17 protein-coding genes and 2 pseudogenes are annotated in these 16,751 nt (G+C 39.1%); all 19 read right to left on the reverse strand.

All coding sequences use genetic code 11. From position 1 onward, the window contains the following. Positions 1-337: 337 nt before the first annotated feature. Positions 338-505, reverse strand: a complete 168-nt coding sequence (locus JL57_RS33505; RefSeq protein WP_291299710.1) for a hypothetical protein — start codon at positions 503-505, stop codon at positions 338-340. Positions 506-836: 331 nt separating this feature from the next. Next, positions 837-1,781: a HipA domain-containing protein gene (locus tag JL57_RS04690; protein ID WP_034140908.1), complete on the reverse strand. Its 945-nt coding sequence runs from the start codon at positions 1,779-1,781 to the stop codon at positions 837-839. Next, the gene (locus JL57_RS04695) at positions 1,774-2,232 is read right to left on the reverse strand and encodes a helix-turn-helix transcriptional regulator (protein WP_034140918.1); all 459 of its coding nucleotides are present in this window, start codon (positions 2,230-2,232) and stop codon (positions 1,774-1,776) included. Before JL57_RS04695 ends, JL57_RS04690 begins: the two co-directional genes overlap by 8 nt. A gap of 435 nt (positions 2,233-2,667) precedes the next feature. Then, a complete protein-coding gene (locus tag JL57_RS04700) occupies positions 2,668-3,255 on the reverse strand; it encodes a Fic family protein (RefSeq protein WP_366556980.1) in 588 nt (195 codons plus the stop codon). Positions 3,256-3,550: 295 nt separating this feature from the next. Next, a complete protein-coding gene (locus tag JL57_RS04705; protein WP_034140909.1) occupies positions 3,551-4,651 on the reverse strand; it encodes a plasmid pRiA4b ORF-3 family protein in 1,101 nt (366 codons plus the stop codon). Between the two features lie 34 nt (positions 4,652-4,685). Continuing rightward, entirely contained in the window at positions 4,686-5,303 is a 618-nt protein-coding gene (locus JL57_RS33510) for a hypothetical protein (protein ID WP_291299711.1), read from the reverse strand. A 95-nt stretch (positions 5,304-5,398) separates the two neighbouring features. Then, a complete protein-coding gene (locus tag JL57_RS04715) occupies positions 5,399-6,040 on the reverse strand; it encodes a hypothetical protein (protein WP_034140910.1) in 642 nt (213 codons plus the stop codon). After that, on the reverse strand, positions 6,037-6,516 hold the full coding sequence (locus JL57_RS04720) for a hypothetical protein (protein ID WP_034140911.1): 480 nt from the start codon (positions 6,514-6,516) through the stop codon (positions 6,037-6,039). Before JL57_RS04720 ends, JL57_RS04715 begins: the two co-directional genes overlap by 4 nt. Positions 6,517-6,540: 24 nt before the next feature. After that, the gene (locus JL57_RS33515; RefSeq protein WP_291299712.1) at positions 6,541-6,693 is read right to left on the reverse strand and encodes a hypothetical protein; all 153 of its coding nucleotides are present in this window, start codon (positions 6,691-6,693) and stop codon (positions 6,541-6,543) included. A gap of 69 nt (positions 6,694-6,762) precedes the next feature. Further along, the gene (locus JL57_RS04730; protein ID WP_034140912.1) at positions 6,763-7,278 is read right to left on the reverse strand and encodes a YkgJ family cysteine cluster protein; all 516 of its coding nucleotides are present in this window, start codon (positions 7,276-7,278) and stop codon (positions 6,763-6,765) included. Positions 7,279-7,298: 20 nt separating this feature from the next. Beyond that, on the reverse strand, positions 7,299-7,712 hold the full coding sequence (locus JL57_RS04735) for a hypothetical protein (protein WP_291299713.1): 414 nt from the start codon (positions 7,710-7,712) through the stop codon (positions 7,299-7,301). A gap of 201 nt (positions 7,713-7,913) precedes the next feature. Continuing rightward, a pseudogene (locus tag JL57_RS04745) lies at positions 7,914-8,765 on the reverse strand (BRO family protein). 313 nt (positions 8,766-9,078) lie between these two features. Beyond that, on the reverse strand, positions 9,079-9,630 hold the full coding sequence (locus tag JL57_RS04750; protein WP_291299714.1) for a recombinase zinc beta ribbon domain-containing protein: 552 nt from the start codon (positions 9,628-9,630) through the stop codon (positions 9,079-9,081). Between the two features lie 32 nt (positions 9,631-9,662). After that, complete coding sequence (locus tag JL57_RS04755; protein WP_291299715.1) at positions 9,663-11,096, reverse strand: IS1096 element passenger TnpR family protein; 1,434 nt, start codon at positions 11,094-11,096, stop codon at positions 9,663-9,665. Positions 11,097-11,348: 252 nt separating this feature from the next. Then, on the reverse strand, positions 11,349-13,079 hold the full coding sequence (locus JL57_RS04760; RefSeq protein ID WP_034140915.1) for a hypothetical protein: 1,731 nt from the start codon (positions 13,077-13,079) through the stop codon (positions 11,349-11,351). A gap of 19 nt (positions 13,080-13,098) precedes the next feature. Beyond that, complete coding sequence (locus JL57_RS36230) at positions 13,099-14,418, reverse strand: DNA-binding protein (protein ID WP_366556981.1); 1,320 nt, start codon at positions 14,416-14,418, stop codon at positions 13,099-13,101. A 97-nt stretch (positions 14,419-14,515) separates the two neighbouring features. Then, entirely contained in the window at positions 14,516-15,637 is a 1,122-nt protein-coding gene (locus JL57_RS04770) for a Fic family protein (RefSeq protein WP_034140916.1), read from the reverse strand. Positions 15,638-15,901: 264 nt separating this feature from the next. Beyond that, positions 15,902-16,336 (reverse strand): annotated as a pseudogene (locus tag JL57_RS04775) (HD domain-containing protein); the annotation flags it as partial. Between the two features lie 86 nt (positions 16,337-16,422). Next, a partial coding sequence (locus tag JL57_RS04780) for a hypothetical protein (RefSeq protein WP_034140917.1) occupies positions 16,423-16,751 on the reverse strand: 329 nt, incomplete at its 5' end.

Consider the following 16,751-nt stretch of genomic DNA (forward strand, 5'->3'; position numbering starts at 1 on the left):
GCTGTATTGTTCCATGCGCATTCCCCTTTATTCACCATTTACTTCCTATTATACCATACCGCCAATGATTTTAAGCTGACCTGGAAATTCATTTCTGTTGGGTGTATCTCCTTCTGCTTTTTGAAGATCCCATTAAGCCCCTTGGAACATTAATCTGGACAGACGAGTTTATCATGCAGGCTGTGCTCAAGGCTCTCCTGCATGATATTAGCGGGCGGTATCACTTTGCCTTTATCCATACAATTGGATTTTCCCCTCCAGCCAGGCAATAAACTGCGGTGTACTCATGGCGTTCAGTTCCACCCTGTACTGCTGCAGCCAGCCCTCCCACACGGGATCAACATAGTTCGCCACGCCTTTTTTTGCGACCTGATTTTTCCACCTTTTCGATTTCCAGCCCCATGGCAACGGCTTCTTCAGGGTCTAACCCAAGATTGATGATTTTTACTTTTCGGCCGGGTCTGGCTCCGGTTTCGTTGTGGCTCCCTTTGATTGTCCTGACCACTCCTTATTCCATCAAGGCTTCAAGTGCGTTCAATCCTCGTAACACATTCTGTATGTCTTTGCACAACAATTCGGAGAAACTTTAGTTTTCAGCTAAGATTTATCGAAAGATGTTATGCATACTCTTATTCACTTTTTCGACAATAACACACAATTTTCAACATGCCTTGAGGATACAAAAATGATGTCGCACAAAGCTGGTGGGGCCTTGGCGGCAAGGTATTATATGGCACTTGATTATTATCAAAAGCTGGTCAAATTCAATCCATCAATATATTACTCAAAGCACCATTCTTCGCGAATGGCACGGTTCTTTTTACAGTATATTCATATCACATAATAAATTGCTGTCCCTGGCTTTGCAGTTCCTCCTGCTCCGACTTCTGCCCATCCAGCTTAATAAGTTGCTCCATGCTATAATCAATAATTTTTGCCTTTCGCTCTGAAATTAGTACAGTATAAAACTCCTTTTGTACTGGAAGCAGCGTCGGCATTTCATTAATGATCGTGCTTATCTTTTCCATATCTATCCGTGAGGAAACTCTTTGCAGCGCCGCCGTACAATCTCGATTTTTCAAAGAAGAGATAAATTCAAAGTAGGAAATCTTCTTTCCATCTTCCTCAATGGACGAGGTAGGGAAAACATAGACCCGTCGGTCAATCTCATCCTCACTGTTCAGGACAGCCTCCATATCCTTTGCTGCAAGCTGCGGGTAAAGACAGGAACCGCAATCGTAAACGGGAGCAATTTCCGCCGTCTTAGACTGTTCATCTACCAGAATACCCCAGTTGCCATTGTGCCTGTCAAAATTGCCAAGCAGAGCATCAGCAATAAACATATCCCAAAAGAAATCCCGGAGTTGATCCGGCGGCAGAAGCGTCTGCTCGTCAATTGCCAGTATGATGGAGGAAAGTTCCTTGCCATATCCATTCTGTTCACTGTTGATACAGGTATTCTTCAGATGCGCAAACTCAATAAGCCTTTTACCGCCTTCAGTAAAATCTCCGCAGGCCACTACCACTTTTTCTTTCCCATGTGAATCAGTATAGATGCCAAGCAAGGTTTCCTGGGTTTTGAATCCGATAGATTCAAAGATATGACAAGCGAGGTATTCACTGATACATCCGTTGGTATAACTCATGGCTTTATTGCGGCTTGGAACAGGCGGGAATTTAAGCATATAGCTATTTCCCTCATAAATTATATTAATTTTATTCCCATTTGCCCCGCCGTAGGCTCTGAATTTATTTACTTCACACAATGTAAAATCAATCATTTATATCATCCTCCTTGCCCCCTGTGCCAAGATATTTTACGCGCAGATAGCTTGCCTGTTCCTCCGTAATCAAGCTAGCCCAAAGGTCGGCATTAATGGCTCCATATAACTCATTCCACAGGCAATCAAGATATAGCACCTGCTCCTTTTCGCCCTGCAAATAGTCTTTTATCGCTTTTTGTATATTCTCCGATAATCCAGTTTCCAAGTAAGTTTTTTTATCTAGTTTCCCGGAGGCTGTGCTTTTTTTCGGCTCAGTTTCCAGTGCCAGCAGTTCCTCAATGGATATGCCAAGTGCTTTGGACAATTTGGAAAGTGTTCCTGCACCACACCGATCCAGGTGAGTTTTCCCGGAATAAATATCTGCGAGAGTTGCCCATGGAATCCCGCTGATTTTCGATAAACGATAACGGGACATTTTCATATCCTGCAAAATCTGTTGTATTATCATTTTCATCACCTGCATCCATTATATCGGTATTCCGATACATCGTCAAGGGAGGTTACAACACAGAATACAAGCGAAGATTCAAGGATCGCCGGATGCCACCGCATCTCCTTATTCATAATAATAATTGGTAATAACTGCCGCTGTACTGCACAGGCACAGACCTGCAACATATGGAAAAGCAGCAGCTAACCCCATTTACATTCTACCAAAAAGAAAAGATGTGAAAGAATCTTATCACATCAAAGCATGTTTTCATAACTATCCCCGCAAACCAGCTTCACATCAGGTGTTCAGTCGTTGCAACAGGATTATGGCTTCAACATGCCTTGAACGGTCGAAAAAGATGCCGTACCAAGCTGGTATCCCCCTTGGCGGCGGGGTGGATTTCGGAATCCATTGTCTTTATAGGTCTTTTTCGCAATTCAGCACCTGTTATTACTTACAATCCATCTCCGGACCAGATTGTTCAATATTCGGAAAGAAATATGAGACCATTGCTTCGTATTGATCCTGTGCCGATAGGCAAGTATCCATGAGATATCCTTTTTCCGTTTTGTATTCCTTAAGGCCACGGTAATAGAACAGTTTATGATTATGGTCAATGATAAAAGGCATAATATCATTTTCCAGGCACTCTTTAAACATGATGATACGGCCCACCCGCCCATTACCATCTTGAAAAGGATGTATGCTTTCAAAGCTGTAATGGAAATCCACGATATTATCTATTGTAATATCTTTTTTTTGATGATAATCAGTAAGCAGTTTTTGAATTTCAATGCTGACTTTTGTAGGTGCCGTTGTTTTCATGTCGCCGACGACGTTCGGTCTGGTCTTGTAATCCCCGACACGAAACCATTCTTTGCGTTCATCGGATGTGTTCCGTTTCAGGAGCCTGTGAAATTCCTTAATCATTTCCTCCGTCAGTTCCTCATCCGCATGAGCAAGCATATCGTCAAAACAGGAAAAGTGGTTTACAGTTTCAATAATATCATCAACACTTGCCGCTTCATCCTGTTCCATATTGACAGTATTCGTTTCGTAAATATACCGGGTCTGATCTTCAGAAAGGCGGCTGCCTTAAATCCGGTTAGAATTATATGCAAACTTGATCTGTGTCTGATGGTACAGACCACCTTTGAGTTCCATTTCCTTTTCTTCCAGCAATCGTACCGATAAACGCTGCTTCATTAGCGTAACCCCTTTCTGAATAAACCCATATTAATTATACCATATTTTTACTCCTTTTCTCGCCTTATTGGTGTCATCGGAATTCAGTTTCAAAAACCCGAAAAAAGTCTTTTTCTATGGATCCAATTCAATCATGTATTACCCTTGGACGTCTTTTCCAATCACTAAGCTCCATAGTCCAATACTTTGCCCATTCCTTCATTTCCCCATATTCCGGGTGACTAGGATTCAATCTGATTTCACGGAAGTTCACAAATCCTCCTACGCCGCCCACATCCTCAGGTGGTGTTTGACCACTTGCTTCCAGCAAGAAGGGTGATTCCTTGTCGTGATCCTCGATCACACGCATAAGCCGGATTTCATGTTCCCAGTTATCCCCCATATCATAGGTATAGAGCATATGCTTGTGCTCTGGCAAAAACTCTGATAAGGTATGCCCTTTCATTAAAAAAGCATCTTTATCGTACTCCAGACCCTCCTCAAATGGAATAATTCTAGCGACAGGTATACGCTTATTGCCTTCAAAGATAGTAAAGTCATAAAGATGGCAATTCTGCCAGTCAAACACCGACTGCAACACCTTGTGGAAGCGTGCAAATTCTATGTCTGCAGGCACAATAATTCTCCGCACCGCCACGTATACTTCCAAATCAAGTGTTACCAGCAATTCAAAGGCACGGTATTTGTAAGCTTGCTTTCCGGTAAGCTCAGAAAGTGCGTTAATCATTGCTTGGTAAGGTATAAAACTCTCGTTAACGTTACCGGAATAATTGACAGGACGGTAGTTTGCAGAAACTCCAACCGTATCACTAAACATTTTGGCGATGCCGTTATATTCATTCCCAACATAGAAAGCGCATTCCAGTCCCGCTTTTGTTACCCACGCCGCTGTCTGTCTGCTACGATTCTGGACAAACCCCACCGCACCTGCCAGACGCATATATTCCCCCACAAGCTCGGGATTAAAATTCATGTACAACAGTGTGTTTGAAATGGCCGTTCTCATCATTTCCGCTACATTTTTCAGATCTTTCCGCTTGACTTGGTAAATGGCAACAGTAAAGCGTGTAGCGTTGTTCACCAACACGATCATATCCTCTGATCTACGATTATCCCATACCTTTGTCCAGTTTGCGGTCCAAGAAAACAGTGGATTTTCATCCTCTCGTGCAAAAGGAGCTTTTATCCCCTCTGCATCTGCTAATTTTTTTGTCAGTGCTATTTGCATTTTCTCACTTCCTTTTGTTAATCACAAAGTTACATTATTGACACGTGTTGTCATTTTTATAGAAACGGTAATTAAGTTCGTGCAAGGCAAGCAGCGGACCCTGATCATAAGTTTCACCTGGGTACAGATTTTTCAGTTCAAAGAATCTGTCCAGTATCCAGGGAATGGCGTCTTCTTCCCCTCTCAATCCAATAATCAGACAAACTAATGACTGCACATAAGGGTTTCGGTTCTCGGCATATTTTTCCTTCAGCAACGGAGTATAGTCTTTATGACTTCTAGCAAGAAGATGTATTGAATTCTCGATAAAAATGTCATGATAGCTGCGTATCAACTTTTCCATCACCTTAGGGAGGAGCACTTCTTCAAACTCTAGCACTTTCTTAATCAGTACACCTCGATTGACCGCATCTGTGTTTTTTCGTAAGAGCTGAAATATCATCTCTGGGTTTTGTTCTGCCTGAATCAGTTCCTTCTCTTGAGTGATCTGTTCAAGGCGTTCATCACTCAATAACCTTTGCTTCATCATTATTTCACTGGCTGCATCTTCCAATCCTTCATATAGCAGAACGCTATAAATAAAACGCTGAACGGAGTTTTCCAAATACGGATTGTCCCTGAAAAATTTCTTCGTTAGAAGTTTCTTATACATTTTCTCGTTTCACTCCTGCTTCTCACGCTCTGCGCTGTAATGGGTTCCTTTTCTTTTTGCCTTTCCGTTAATAATTTCAATATTGCTCCTGTGTTTCATTTCCTTTTGGTCAGTTCAAAACAATGCTGAGTCCCCTCTTTTACTTCTCCCAATGCAGCTGCCAATAAAGCAACATCATTATATTTATCTCTGTATTTTCCACCCACAATTCCATCTATTCTTTTATCAATTACGGATTCCAGCCACTTCACATATGAATTCATATCATCCACAGTTATTGCATAATTTACTTTCCATAAACAAAAGATACTCCAAAATATTTCTTCGCCTTTTTGCGTACTCACTTCAGTTTCAAATACAGAATTTTCTTTCATAAATACAAGGTTATTGCTCTCATTAAACCCCATCCTGTTTGAAACCTGGACTGCTATCTTTTTACCGGCTTTTCTCAGATTATTATCCGCATATAAATACAACAGTAATAAATCTACACCATATCCGATAAAATTACCGCTCCAGCCCAATGGACTTCTCTGTTCCATACACCAGCTTTTAATCATTTCAAAATGTCCCGAGAAAAAGTATAGATATTTATATTCTAGATCGGTAATATTATTTTCTGCTATTTCAGATATGTGCTGATTATAATGATTATCAGATACAGGCAATTTTTCTATTCTTTTTTCCGCAAAATCTTTATAGTCCCTTATCGCTTCTCCATCTGTAAAAAGTCTCAAATAATTATTTTGGTATCCATAACCAATTTAAAAATTGTTACTGTTTCTTCATATCTGCAATCATTCATACAGTCATGCGCAAACAAAACCGCATCCTCGATTATCCTGCCAATACCTTCATTGTCCTCATATTCCCATATCCAGTCACTTGCCCAATATCCATTGGAATAATCTTCATATCCTTGAGCCGACAAACGCAAATCGCCATTTTCTATTTTAGAAAAAGATCTCTTTATATCACTTAGCTTTTCTTTTACTTTCTCATCAGGTATCAATCTTTTATACTGAAATGTCCCCTCATACTTACTATCTTCTCGGTCATCTTGATCATGACAATCTTCAAGCAGCTGGAGAAATGATGCTCTCTTGTTTTCAGGCGTTTTTCTTGCAATATTATGCAGGCATCTTCTTAATTTCTCCAGGCTCATACTGTTCAGTATTTCATCTGATTTCCGGACAAATTCTTTCTGCTCCATCTTTCCCCCTGTATTTCAATCACACTACAATATCCTTTTATTCGCAATCTTTTTCTCGCTCCATCCAAGACTCTTCGCCCATGCCCGAAGCTCATCCCTTTCTTTTTTGTCTTCACTTTCATAAACAGTCCCTAAAAAATCAGCAAAGCCACTTAATCCGCCCGAATCATCAAGCAAAAATACTCCGTCTTTATGGATGCAAACTGGCCTGTGCTCATTCACCACAATTTCATTGGCATAGGCAAATCAATATCGCTGTCTACTTTTAAATCTATAAATTTCCTTTAATCTTTCAAATATCTCAAAAGCTACCGGGCATACTTCAACCACATTTAACATACTGTAAAGACTCCATAACCTTTCAGGCTGATTTGTATGCGGATACGTCTTACAGCTTTCAGGTTTCATATCACCCAGTTTACATTCTCCGTCTACATCCAGAAAATCACATGGCCTGTGCCTGGTTTCATAGCTGTATGCTCTTTCGTCGAATTCCAGAAAGAAATCTTTAAACTGGTCAGTTGTTATATTCATGTATTCCGCCGCATTTTCCAGTTCATCTTCCTGAAATGTTCCTTTATACATTTTGCAGCAGTTCCTGCATTTTCTGCAGTCATAATCAGCAAACAGTTTATTATGTAATGCCAGAAATTGCTTATCCAGTTCCTCTTCATCGGCATGATTCTTCAGGAAGGAACGGAATCTGATATTGTCAGGCTCTATAGCCTTTGCTGCTTTTTCAACTTCACTCGGCTTCAGCATGTCTTCTCTTTCACCTCACATTATTCATTATTAGTATTGACAACATAGTGTGTAGCATAGGCTTCTTCTATAACGGCGTCTCCGGATTTGCTAAAGCGCAAGGGGATTTTCTTGCCTTTTACGCCCCACTGATTATATGCCGTCCATGAGGACTTTAACTGATTCTCCAGAGCGTATGCCCTAAGTTCTTTCATTATAAATGACAACTTGCTCAAGTTGGTCTCACATACTTTTTCAAGGTATGGTACACGGCCGAACCGCCAATCTTCATAATCTTTAGCAGATAATACTCCAATTTTCATCAGCAGCTCTACAGGGGATATATAAATTTTCTCTTGTAGCGTACTGCTTACAATAGAGTGTACTTTATGTTTTAGTTCCTCTTTATTCACTAATATTTCACCTTGTTCCTCTTGAAGACATTCTTGTTCCAAACAATCCGGACGCCTGTAATGCCTGAGTAGCCTCCTTTGGCAGGAGCAGATCCGCCTGTAACTCCTCATTTTTCTGGATTTAAGCCTCGTTCAATCTTTACCACACATTCCACATGCCTTGTGCCAATGATTTGGATATTATTTATGATAAATAAGTAATTGTTTTACTTTAACTATATATCAAATGCCGAAATTCAAAAATTACTCCTCATCTCCATCATTATGTTTTTTATCAGCCAAACTTTTAAAGCTTTTGGCATTCAAAGGAGTTACTGCCTTTTTTCTTGTCTGTTTTTCATACTGCACACGCGCTGACTTTGCAACTGAGCCGCCGCGCTGTGCGACTTTTTTATGCTGTTCCATTGTTTCCGGCTCATCCTGACGGGAAATATCGGTAGTTGAAACCTCCGCCAACATATTCAGTACCAACTCAACATTAGTCATGTTGTCCCGAAGATTTTCTTTTTAAAGTCCTTTAAATTTTTTGTATTGCCTTGTTGTTTTGCCTGACCATGCCTGCGTTATCTCATCGGTTAAAATCGCAAAATCACGCTTATCGGTGACGCCGAATTTTTCCCATTCATCGGTCAATTCTTTGCGGACTTCAATTGTTTTCAAACGCTGGTTGATCCAATTGCGCGAATATCCTTTTTTTAGATAGGTTTCCAAAGCACGATCAATAGCAAGCTCCGGATCAGCGGTTTCATCAATCCGCTCGCTACCTACTCGAGCCAACCATAGTTTAAACGGTTCAGCTTTTTTACTTGGGATTGACTGAATAAGCCGCAAAAGTTGTTCTGTGTCGGCCACATCTGTCATGCGCATTTTGCCGTCTGGAGCAATCATTTTCAAACGCTCACAATTTGTGACCTTTTCATTTCCTTCATTTTTCAATCGTCCTTTTAACACAGTCCAGTAATGGCGTGGATTTTCGCTTTCAGTCAAGATAGCAATCACATCTATAATTGAAAAATACCATTTTCCCTGTTCTTCATCCCATAAAACACGAACTCTTTTATCTTCAAATAACTTGATTGAATTTTCTTTATCCACCCCAAACCTCCATTACCCCAGTATTTAACCCTATCGAATTCGATAGGGTTGAGAGTAATCTTATTACACATTATACCAAACACATGTTCTTGTTTCAATATAATCCCGTAAGTAATATCCTTGCCATCTGTTTTATCTCTTCAAGAGTCACATAATGAGCGATTGAGGAAAACAGCTTAAGCCTTTATTTATCAAGTTTTTAAGCATAAAACACGTCTCCCAGCTTGTTTCTTCTGCCTTGGGAATTACCCCGATCAATCTGTCCAGAGGCTTTACCTCCATTTTTATTGACAATTATTAGTATGTCACAGGTTCAGTCATACTGGAATAACCTTTTCTCCTGAGACCCATCCTTGCGACAAGTCAGAATAAAAGCATCAAAAACCTGAATTTTGTCAACTTCATTCCTGATAACGCTTTCATCATAAATTCCGTTCTGGCAAACAGCCTCGCCCAAGGTATCCTGCATCCATCCTTCATCCAGAGTAGGGGAATGTGGGCAGGCATCTTTGCCCTTTTCTATCCTTGTCGCACAGCGCCAGACTACTTTGCCTCTTTCCGTCCTTCTCCGATAAGGCGCTACACAATCACCGCACACAAGCAAATTCCCCAGAAAGTATTTACCGTTATATTTTCCGCTGGTTTCTACAGAGCCATCCTCTTTGCGGACAAGCCTTGAACGCTTAGTCATTTCCTCCTGTACCTTATCAAATATTTCGGCAGAAACAATGGCAGTATGGCTATCCTTCACATAATACTTATTTCGCTGTCCATTATTCTTTCTTTTCTTACCGGTCATAAAATCCTCGGTAAAGGTCTTTTGCAGCATTGTATCTCCCTTGTATTTCTCGTTAGCCTGTGTCAAGTCTTACATAAAAATTTCTATATTACATTCCTCTACAAAGTCAGTTTATTTGATATTTTTCTCTTGCTCCATCCAAGACTTTGTGCCCATGCCTTATAATTACTTCGTTCTTCTTTGTCTTCACCTTCATAAATATCCTTCAGAAAACTTATAAAGCCATGCAACCCACCTACATCATCAAGAACAAATACTCCATCCTTATGAATGCATACAGGCTTATGTTTTGTCAATACTGTCGCTTCTGCATCTAATAGTTCATCCTTTGAAATACTGCCTTTTTGAAGTAATTCCTTGCAATCCTTTTCCTTAGTAATGGTTATTGTCCAATCATCTCCAAAATCATAATTGTAGATTAGGTTATGTGTTACTGGGAAGATACCATTATCACTACAAACATCATCATCCTTGTAAGCTAGAACCGTTGCTACTTCAAGTCGTTCAAGCAAGCTCTCTGTTCCACACTCCATATAAATGAAATTGTTCATTTCTTCCAGAGTTAATTCAATAAGTGGTGCTTTTTTTATAATTTGTGGTTTTACTTTATCCTTCCCCTTGCTCCTACTCCTATAATCCCTAAAAGATTCCTTAACCTCAAGAATTGGAAAACGCTCAATTAATTGTTTAATGTCATTTTGAGCCCATTCAAAATCTTCCATAACTCCATGGAAGAAGTATGGTCCTGTATACTTTTTCTTAAGCCATGTTTTTATGCTCCCACTTTGGTAGTCATCATCCCAAAAAACATCTTGCTCGCACTCACCAGGAGGCTGAAAAAGTATACCCACTAAATCAGTCCAGCCTTTTACAGTTCTATCTGTTAGCCTGTTATAGATTTCCTCAGGCAGAACAAATCTGCGTAAATGAGAATTCTGCCATCCAAATAATCTTTGTATAGCATAGTGCAAATTATGAAGGGGCATATCTGATGGAATTAAAACATTTCTGCTGATTGAGTCTCCTGTTGATGATTCCCCGTATTTGCGCAGAATCGCTTTCTCTGCGTCATCTAAATGGTCGTTTTTTAATTCCAAATGAAGATGTACTGTTTTAAACGCATTAGTATTGCTATAACAATCGTTTCTCATAAACTTTTCCTTTCTTATTGACAAGTTTCTTTTCTCATCATTATTTATTGCTCTGTTTACAAACTTTTCACGGGCAAATTTAATTCTTTTTCTATATACTTTACTCTTTTTAGCATCTGTTGTTAGTTCCGGACCAGAATAAAGATTTTTTTCATATGGTAAGAATGCAGTAACTCTGTTTGTTGAAGTATTCAATTCAGTAGCAATTTCCGGAATACTCTTACCCATACTTCTTCTTTTTCGAACCTCCAAGCTAAAATCCGTTTTATATTCCCCTAATGTAATAAGAATCTTCCTAACCTTTGCATATGAAATTTCCATTTCATCAGCTGTCTTCTGCAAAGAAGCGGTTTTTTTATAAGATTTTAATACTTCCTGCATAAATGCTAATGTAGTTATTGTTTCATTCAGTTTTTTCTACCTCTTTCTAAAAATAGTGTCAATACACGCGTGCAAGGCTAGTATACCCTACGTTTAAATTAGTGTCAATACACGGTAATAAATATTTTACTTGTGCTTTAATAAATTTTAGTCATGTTATTAATAAGCAAAATACCCTTCTAAAACTGTTCCTTGTCACATAATTGTTCTTGCGCATGTCTTTTCGCATGTCTTCCTGCATTGCAAATAATATCATTCCTGTACGTTTTCACATTTATCTCGAAATGCTATAATTTCTTTTTTAAATGCTGAATACCTGCTGTATTTTTTATAGTAATAAGCCAATAGCCCGTCGGTCAGTTCGCCCATATTGGAAATATTAAGCAATTCATTCATTGTCACAAGAAGGTTTGCGGCAATGTAATAACTCTCAGTGCATTTATTTCCGACAATATCATCAACACGCTTTGAAACTTCCTTTTTACACCATTTCAGATATCCTGCCGCCTCTTCGTCCTTTATTGTTCCGGCAACTGTACCGGCATTTTTTTCGGTAACATCTATAAAGGAATTCATAATATCATTTTTATCATTAGCGGACCAGGGAGACTCGAATGACGCTCTCCATCCAAATTTGATATCTTTCAAGCTATCTGCTTTTCCCCCTCCATATTTCATTCCAAGCAAATAAATCATATACGGTATGGTAAGAGCTTTTATTTTGTCTGCATCATACCGGTCAACTGACTTGTTATTGCAAAGGGCAAATGATTCCCTGCTTTTGCCCATAAGGACATATGCCTGGTTCATCAAATACCAATCCACATCGTCATCATCAAACCCTTTTCCTGTCTTTTCCGGCAAATACCGCTTTTCCAGTGCGGCAAGAGCTTTACTCATTTCCTCACCGTTACAACCACATTGCACCGATGCTTCATGCAATTGCACAAGATATCCAATAGACATCCTGGAATAAAACGCTTCACGGACTCCTTCAAGTTCCAGGGAGGGATTGGCTGTATTCCTGCCGGTTTCAGCAATATATTCTGCAATGTATTCTCTACGTCTGCTTCCTTTTGGAATAATACTTAAACCTGTCCTTGCAACTTCAAGCGCAGACTTTTCATCCCCGCTTTTCTTTAATTCAAATATCAATAATTCAAAGGCTTCGGGGTTATTCCTGCCGTTTTTTATTGCAAAATCCTTAAGCCTTTTCACACCGCCGGTCAAAAGCAATGCCTGAAACAGGACAGGTTGAAAATAAAGTCTATAATGATGGGAATCTGTTGGAATGGAACTGTACATTTCTATTATTTTTAATAAAAAACTTTTCTTTTCATTTTCAGTGAAAGCCATCTCATCAACAAGCTTTTCTATATCCACAGGTGTAGGTAGAAAATGACGGTATTTTGATATAATTTCATGAAACCTTTCGTGCCGCTTGTCCACTTTCTCTGAAACCAACGCAGCCTTCAGGAAGTATAATCCTTCTTCTTTCAAATCGGTAACAAGCATTTCTTCATAACCGCACCCCCGTGGCAAATGACCCGGCTCATCGGCCATCCAAAAAATCGAAAACAAAACCTCATATACTTTTACTGCAATCCGGTATTCTTTCTTTTCATATGCATGGCAGGCTTTCCTGAAAAAGGCATCCATTTCATCCGCCCAGCTCTCGTCACCGAATTCCCTTTCCCTATGCGTTTTTTCATCCCAACCCCAGTGGTCATAATACTTACCGCTTTCAACTCTATCATTGAAGCTTTTTATGTCTTCCAGCAGCAAACCTGTATCAAGGTCGTCCATATTTTGTTTCCCAACGATCTCAAGTATGTTTAATATGAACTTTCGCTGTGACGGAGAGATATTCCTTGCAATTCTTGTAAATGCATTGTAATATTTTTCCAATGTATAATCTCCGGTGACCCGTTTTAATTCCTTTATAAATTCTTTAATATCCACATTTCCACCCTTCTTATGCATTTCCGCACCATCCCTTGCACTATTTAAGCAACTCTCTCACCCTATCCTTTAAAAATGCCTCAATAGCATTCAATCTGTCACCGGATAGATTATACCGTTGATGTTTTTTGAGCTTGATATTAAGGAGCGGTCTAAGTTTATCCCTTTGACATTTTGTCATTATCTGCTTTGCAAACTCCACAAAGTCAGGATAGGTTGCAGGAACTCGCGTCCTTGCATAGGTTTTAAGATTTTTCAAATCCTCATCCATTGCATAACAGAACAACGAAAGTCCATTGTCAAAAATCGGTGCAAAGTCTTTTATATGATTGGTTTTGTTATCCACAAGAACACCGAAGTTTCCAAAGTGCCGATCTGTGTTGCAGATAACCGCATCGAACACGAGCATATCGATGAGCTTTTGATAATATTCCTCACCGAGATTGTTATAAAACTTCATCACAGCACGAATACCTCCCTCACGTATAAGCCGCCCAATGGGAATGTACGATGTGTCAATATCGGTGAAAATCTCACAGGTGGAGCAAAGCTTACCTTTCCAGATGGATAAGCCGTATTCTATCGCATCAATCCCCATCGCTTTCGCTACCTGATAGGCATAATATTCACTGTACGGCTCTTTGCCCGTGTTGGCAGCACCCTCTGTACCGGATTTATACAGCATAATTTTGCCGCCGACCTTGCGCCAACATTTTGCAAGCATCCCATGAGTGGTAAACTCTGGTGAAGATGTAAACGATGAGGGCTGCATACTGCCATGCCCAGTGAAAGCAATGGACGCCAAGGTGTTTGAAAAACGGTTTTCAAACAGATTGTTTTTCGCAAAAGTTCCCATAAAGCTCGCAGCAGGCGTCCAGTAACTATCATTTAAGGATAAGCCCTTGCATATGTCGATGATGCCCTTTGTATCTTTTTCATTCAGTCCAAGTCTTGCCAGAAAGTTCTCTACATAAGCACGGTTAGCCGGAATTGCCCTGTTTTTCAGCCATCTCAGTAAACCTTCATCACTCACAATTAAATCAAGGGGAAGAAGATACTTTTTGTCTTCGTCTATCCATGTGATTTTTGCGACAAGCCCATCAAATTCTTTTTGCAGCTCAAAATGCAAAAGCATCATGTCATATTGCTTTAGAACATAGTTGCAATTGATACCATGATTTTTAATGTACTTCCCACTTCTAATTCGTTGATCAGCAGGCTTCGTTGAATCTTTTGGAATAATCCAGTTGTTTCCCAATTTATCCGCACCCTTAATTCGCCCTTGTTCACACAATAAAGCAACACGGCGTTTGGATATTCCCCAATGCTCTGCAGCCTCTTTTGCGGTCATGATGTTCATCTATACCACCTCGCATAGTACTAATAAATACACTATATACAAACTCGAGAACAAAATAAACATTTTTAAAAATTGTTTTGTTTTTTCTGTAAAAATTCTATGACGTACAGCCAAAAATGTTTATATACCTGTCGTAAGTAAATTCCTTGTACCGTATTTGTTCGTGTTTCAAACTCAAAATTTTTAAATCTTCCAGTACGGATATTGCTTTCGCAGCTGTATTATAAGAAACGTGAAAATATTGTGATATTTCTTTGATGCAAATTATCGGCTTTTGCTCAGCGTACTCGTAGATAGGCAGGAGAGTCTTGTCAAATTTTTGCAAAGATTTTATTTTGTAAATACTCTCTTTCCTTAAACCACTTGCCAAATCCAACTGCCTTATTACTTTTCGCGTCGATTCAATTATGCCTTGAACAAAAAACTTAATCCAATCCAAATATGCTCCGAAATGCTGAACACCCATAAACATCCTTAGACACTCATCGTTGTTTTCAAATAAGTAGTTCGAAATTGTCGACAATGGCCTGGACAGCACGCCGCTCTCAAGCAAAATTTTAGCAGGAAATAACCTTCCCAGACGTCCATTTCCGCTCTCAAACGGATGTATGGTTTCAAATTGATAATAAGCAAGAGACGCTTTCACCAGTACATCTACTCTGTCATTGCTACGAACAAACTCCATAAACTCATCTAATAGATCATTGATCAATTCCGGTAAAGGTGGATTATACTCTACTGAATTTGTTGTATAATTTGGATGCATGAAAAATGGTGTCTTTCGTAGTTTACCAGTTGTACCCTCTGTCATCCCCTGCATTACTGCACGGTGAAGGTGACAAACAATTTCTGTTGTCAAAGGTTCACGGTCAAGTGCTTTCATCGCCTGATAACAATTATGCGCAGCAGTGTTACCGACATCGCTTTTTTTATTCACCAAAACATATATGCAGGTAGCTAAAATTTTGTCTATTGCGCAGGAATTACATGCTTCTGTGCAAAGGATCATATCTTCAAAAGGCGATATTTGTGTGATGTATTTTGTCATTCCTTCTAAAATCCCCAACTCCCGGTGTGCCAGCATGAGCATGGATGTAAGTTGGCAGTCACTCTTTAATTCCCGTACTACAGAAGAAAGATCGTTAGGAATAAAAAAATATCGCTTGAAATGCTTATCTTTGTAAAAATGCTGATAAAACTCTCCGCTTGAGATTCTCATAACTTACTCCAATTCAAAATAAAAAGTGATATAATTTGAAATATGCTTCAATATGCTTAATTATATTTCAAATTATATCATATTTTTGAATTTATTCAAGTTATGCTTCCTATAACACCATCATTAGCCTGTGTCAAGTCTTACATAAAAAAATAAATGACTTTCCCATGAAATCTTTTTGTGTCGCAGGAAAGTCAGATAGATACGAATATTTTCTCTGGCAAGCTTAATGTTAATTCAATCGCAGAATATCATTATATGGAGTTATTTATTTTTGTTTTCCATCAAATATGTGGCTTCCATATCTGCTGTACATAACGCAAATCCCAATGGGAATTTTTCAAATGCATCCCCAATATTACGTTTGTCTTCGATACCAGAAAAGCCCATATGATACCTAATAGCAAATGCTTCTTCTCGTGTGAGCCTAATAAAGCCAGAAATAATATACACAGATTTTTCTCCGTGTCCGTAAGGCAGTTTATCGTCATATTCAAATACTGACACAGTCTGCCATGTACCATTTTCATCTTTTACGTTTCTGGTTCCCGGCTTGTAACAGTTGATCTTGCAAACATCGTGAAGTAGGGCAACAATTGCTATTGTTTCATCATCAAATGCCATATTATAAAATTCTTTCACTCTATCCCTTGCCAAGTAATCCTTTAAACAATAATAAACATTTACGCTATGCTCTAGGTTTTATGCCACTGACTCGCGCCACTGAGTGGAGCACTTTAAAAGCCGTCCTTCTAGACGGTTTGCTAGTACCAAATCAAATTACTTTACTTTTTATATTTAATTTTTATATCATTTAGGACCGTTAAGTTTTCCTTTAGCCATTGAATCCTTCCAAAAACGGGGTGATAATAATCGTATTTACTTTGTAATAATTCATCCCGATTTTGAAAAGGTACATCGGTATACTTTAATAAATAATATGACATAAAACCTATAAAAAGTGCTTCAGCTGCTCGCACGACAATTTTCAATTCTTCAAAAGTACAATTTATTTTTTCAATGTTATTTCTATCAGGAAAGATAAAGAAAGGTTTCCCAACAGTCATAGTATTTCCATCAACCGAAAAATCTTCTAGCCACTCTATATTTCTAC

It is taken from the genome of Desulfosporosinus sp. BICA1-9 (genome assembly GCF_000802135.1).

Excerpts from the sequence above, each read along its gene's own strand:
- JL57_RS04690 (WP_034140908.1), bottom strand. The coding sequence starts at position 1,781 with ATGATTGATTTTACATTGTGTGAAGTAAATAAATTCAGAGCCTACGGC.
- JL57_RS04695 (WP_034140918.1), bottom strand. The coding sequence starts at position 2,232 with ATGATAATACAACAGATTTTGCAGGATATGAAAATGTCCCGTTATCGT.
- JL57_RS04700 (WP_366556980.1), bottom strand. The coding sequence starts at position 3,255 with ATGGAACAGGATGAAGCGGCAAGTGTTGATGATATTATTGAAACTGTA.
- JL57_RS04705 (WP_034140909.1), bottom strand. The coding sequence starts at position 4,651 with ATGCAAATAGCACTGACAAAAAAATTAGCAGATGCAGAGGGGATAAAA.
- JL57_RS33510 (WP_291299711.1), bottom strand. The coding sequence starts at position 5,303 with ATGTATAAGAAACTTCTAACGAAGAAATTTTTCAGGGACAATCCGTAT.
- JL57_RS04720 (WP_034140911.1), bottom strand. The coding sequence starts at position 6,516 with ATGGAGCAGAAAGAATTTGTCCGGAAATCAGATGAAATACTGAACAGT.
- JL57_RS04730 (WP_034140912.1), bottom strand. The coding sequence starts at position 7,278 with ATGCTGAAGCCGAGTGAAGTTGAAAAAGCAGCAAAGGCTATAGAGCCT.
- JL57_RS04755 (WP_291299715.1), bottom strand. The coding sequence starts at position 11,096 with ATGCAGGAAGTATTAAAATCTTATAAAAAAACCGCTTCTTTGCAGAAG.
- JL57_RS04760 (WP_034140915.1), bottom strand. The coding sequence starts at position 13,079 with ATGCATAAGAAGGGTGGAAATGTGGATATTAAAGAATTTATAAAGGAA.
- JL57_RS36230 (WP_366556981.1), bottom strand. The coding sequence starts at position 14,418 with ATGAACATCATGACCGCAAAAGAGGCTGCAGAGCATTGGGGAATATCC.
- JL57_RS04770 (WP_034140916.1), bottom strand. The coding sequence starts at position 15,637 with ATGAGAATCTCAAGCGGAGAGTTTTATCAGCATTTTTACAAAGATAAG.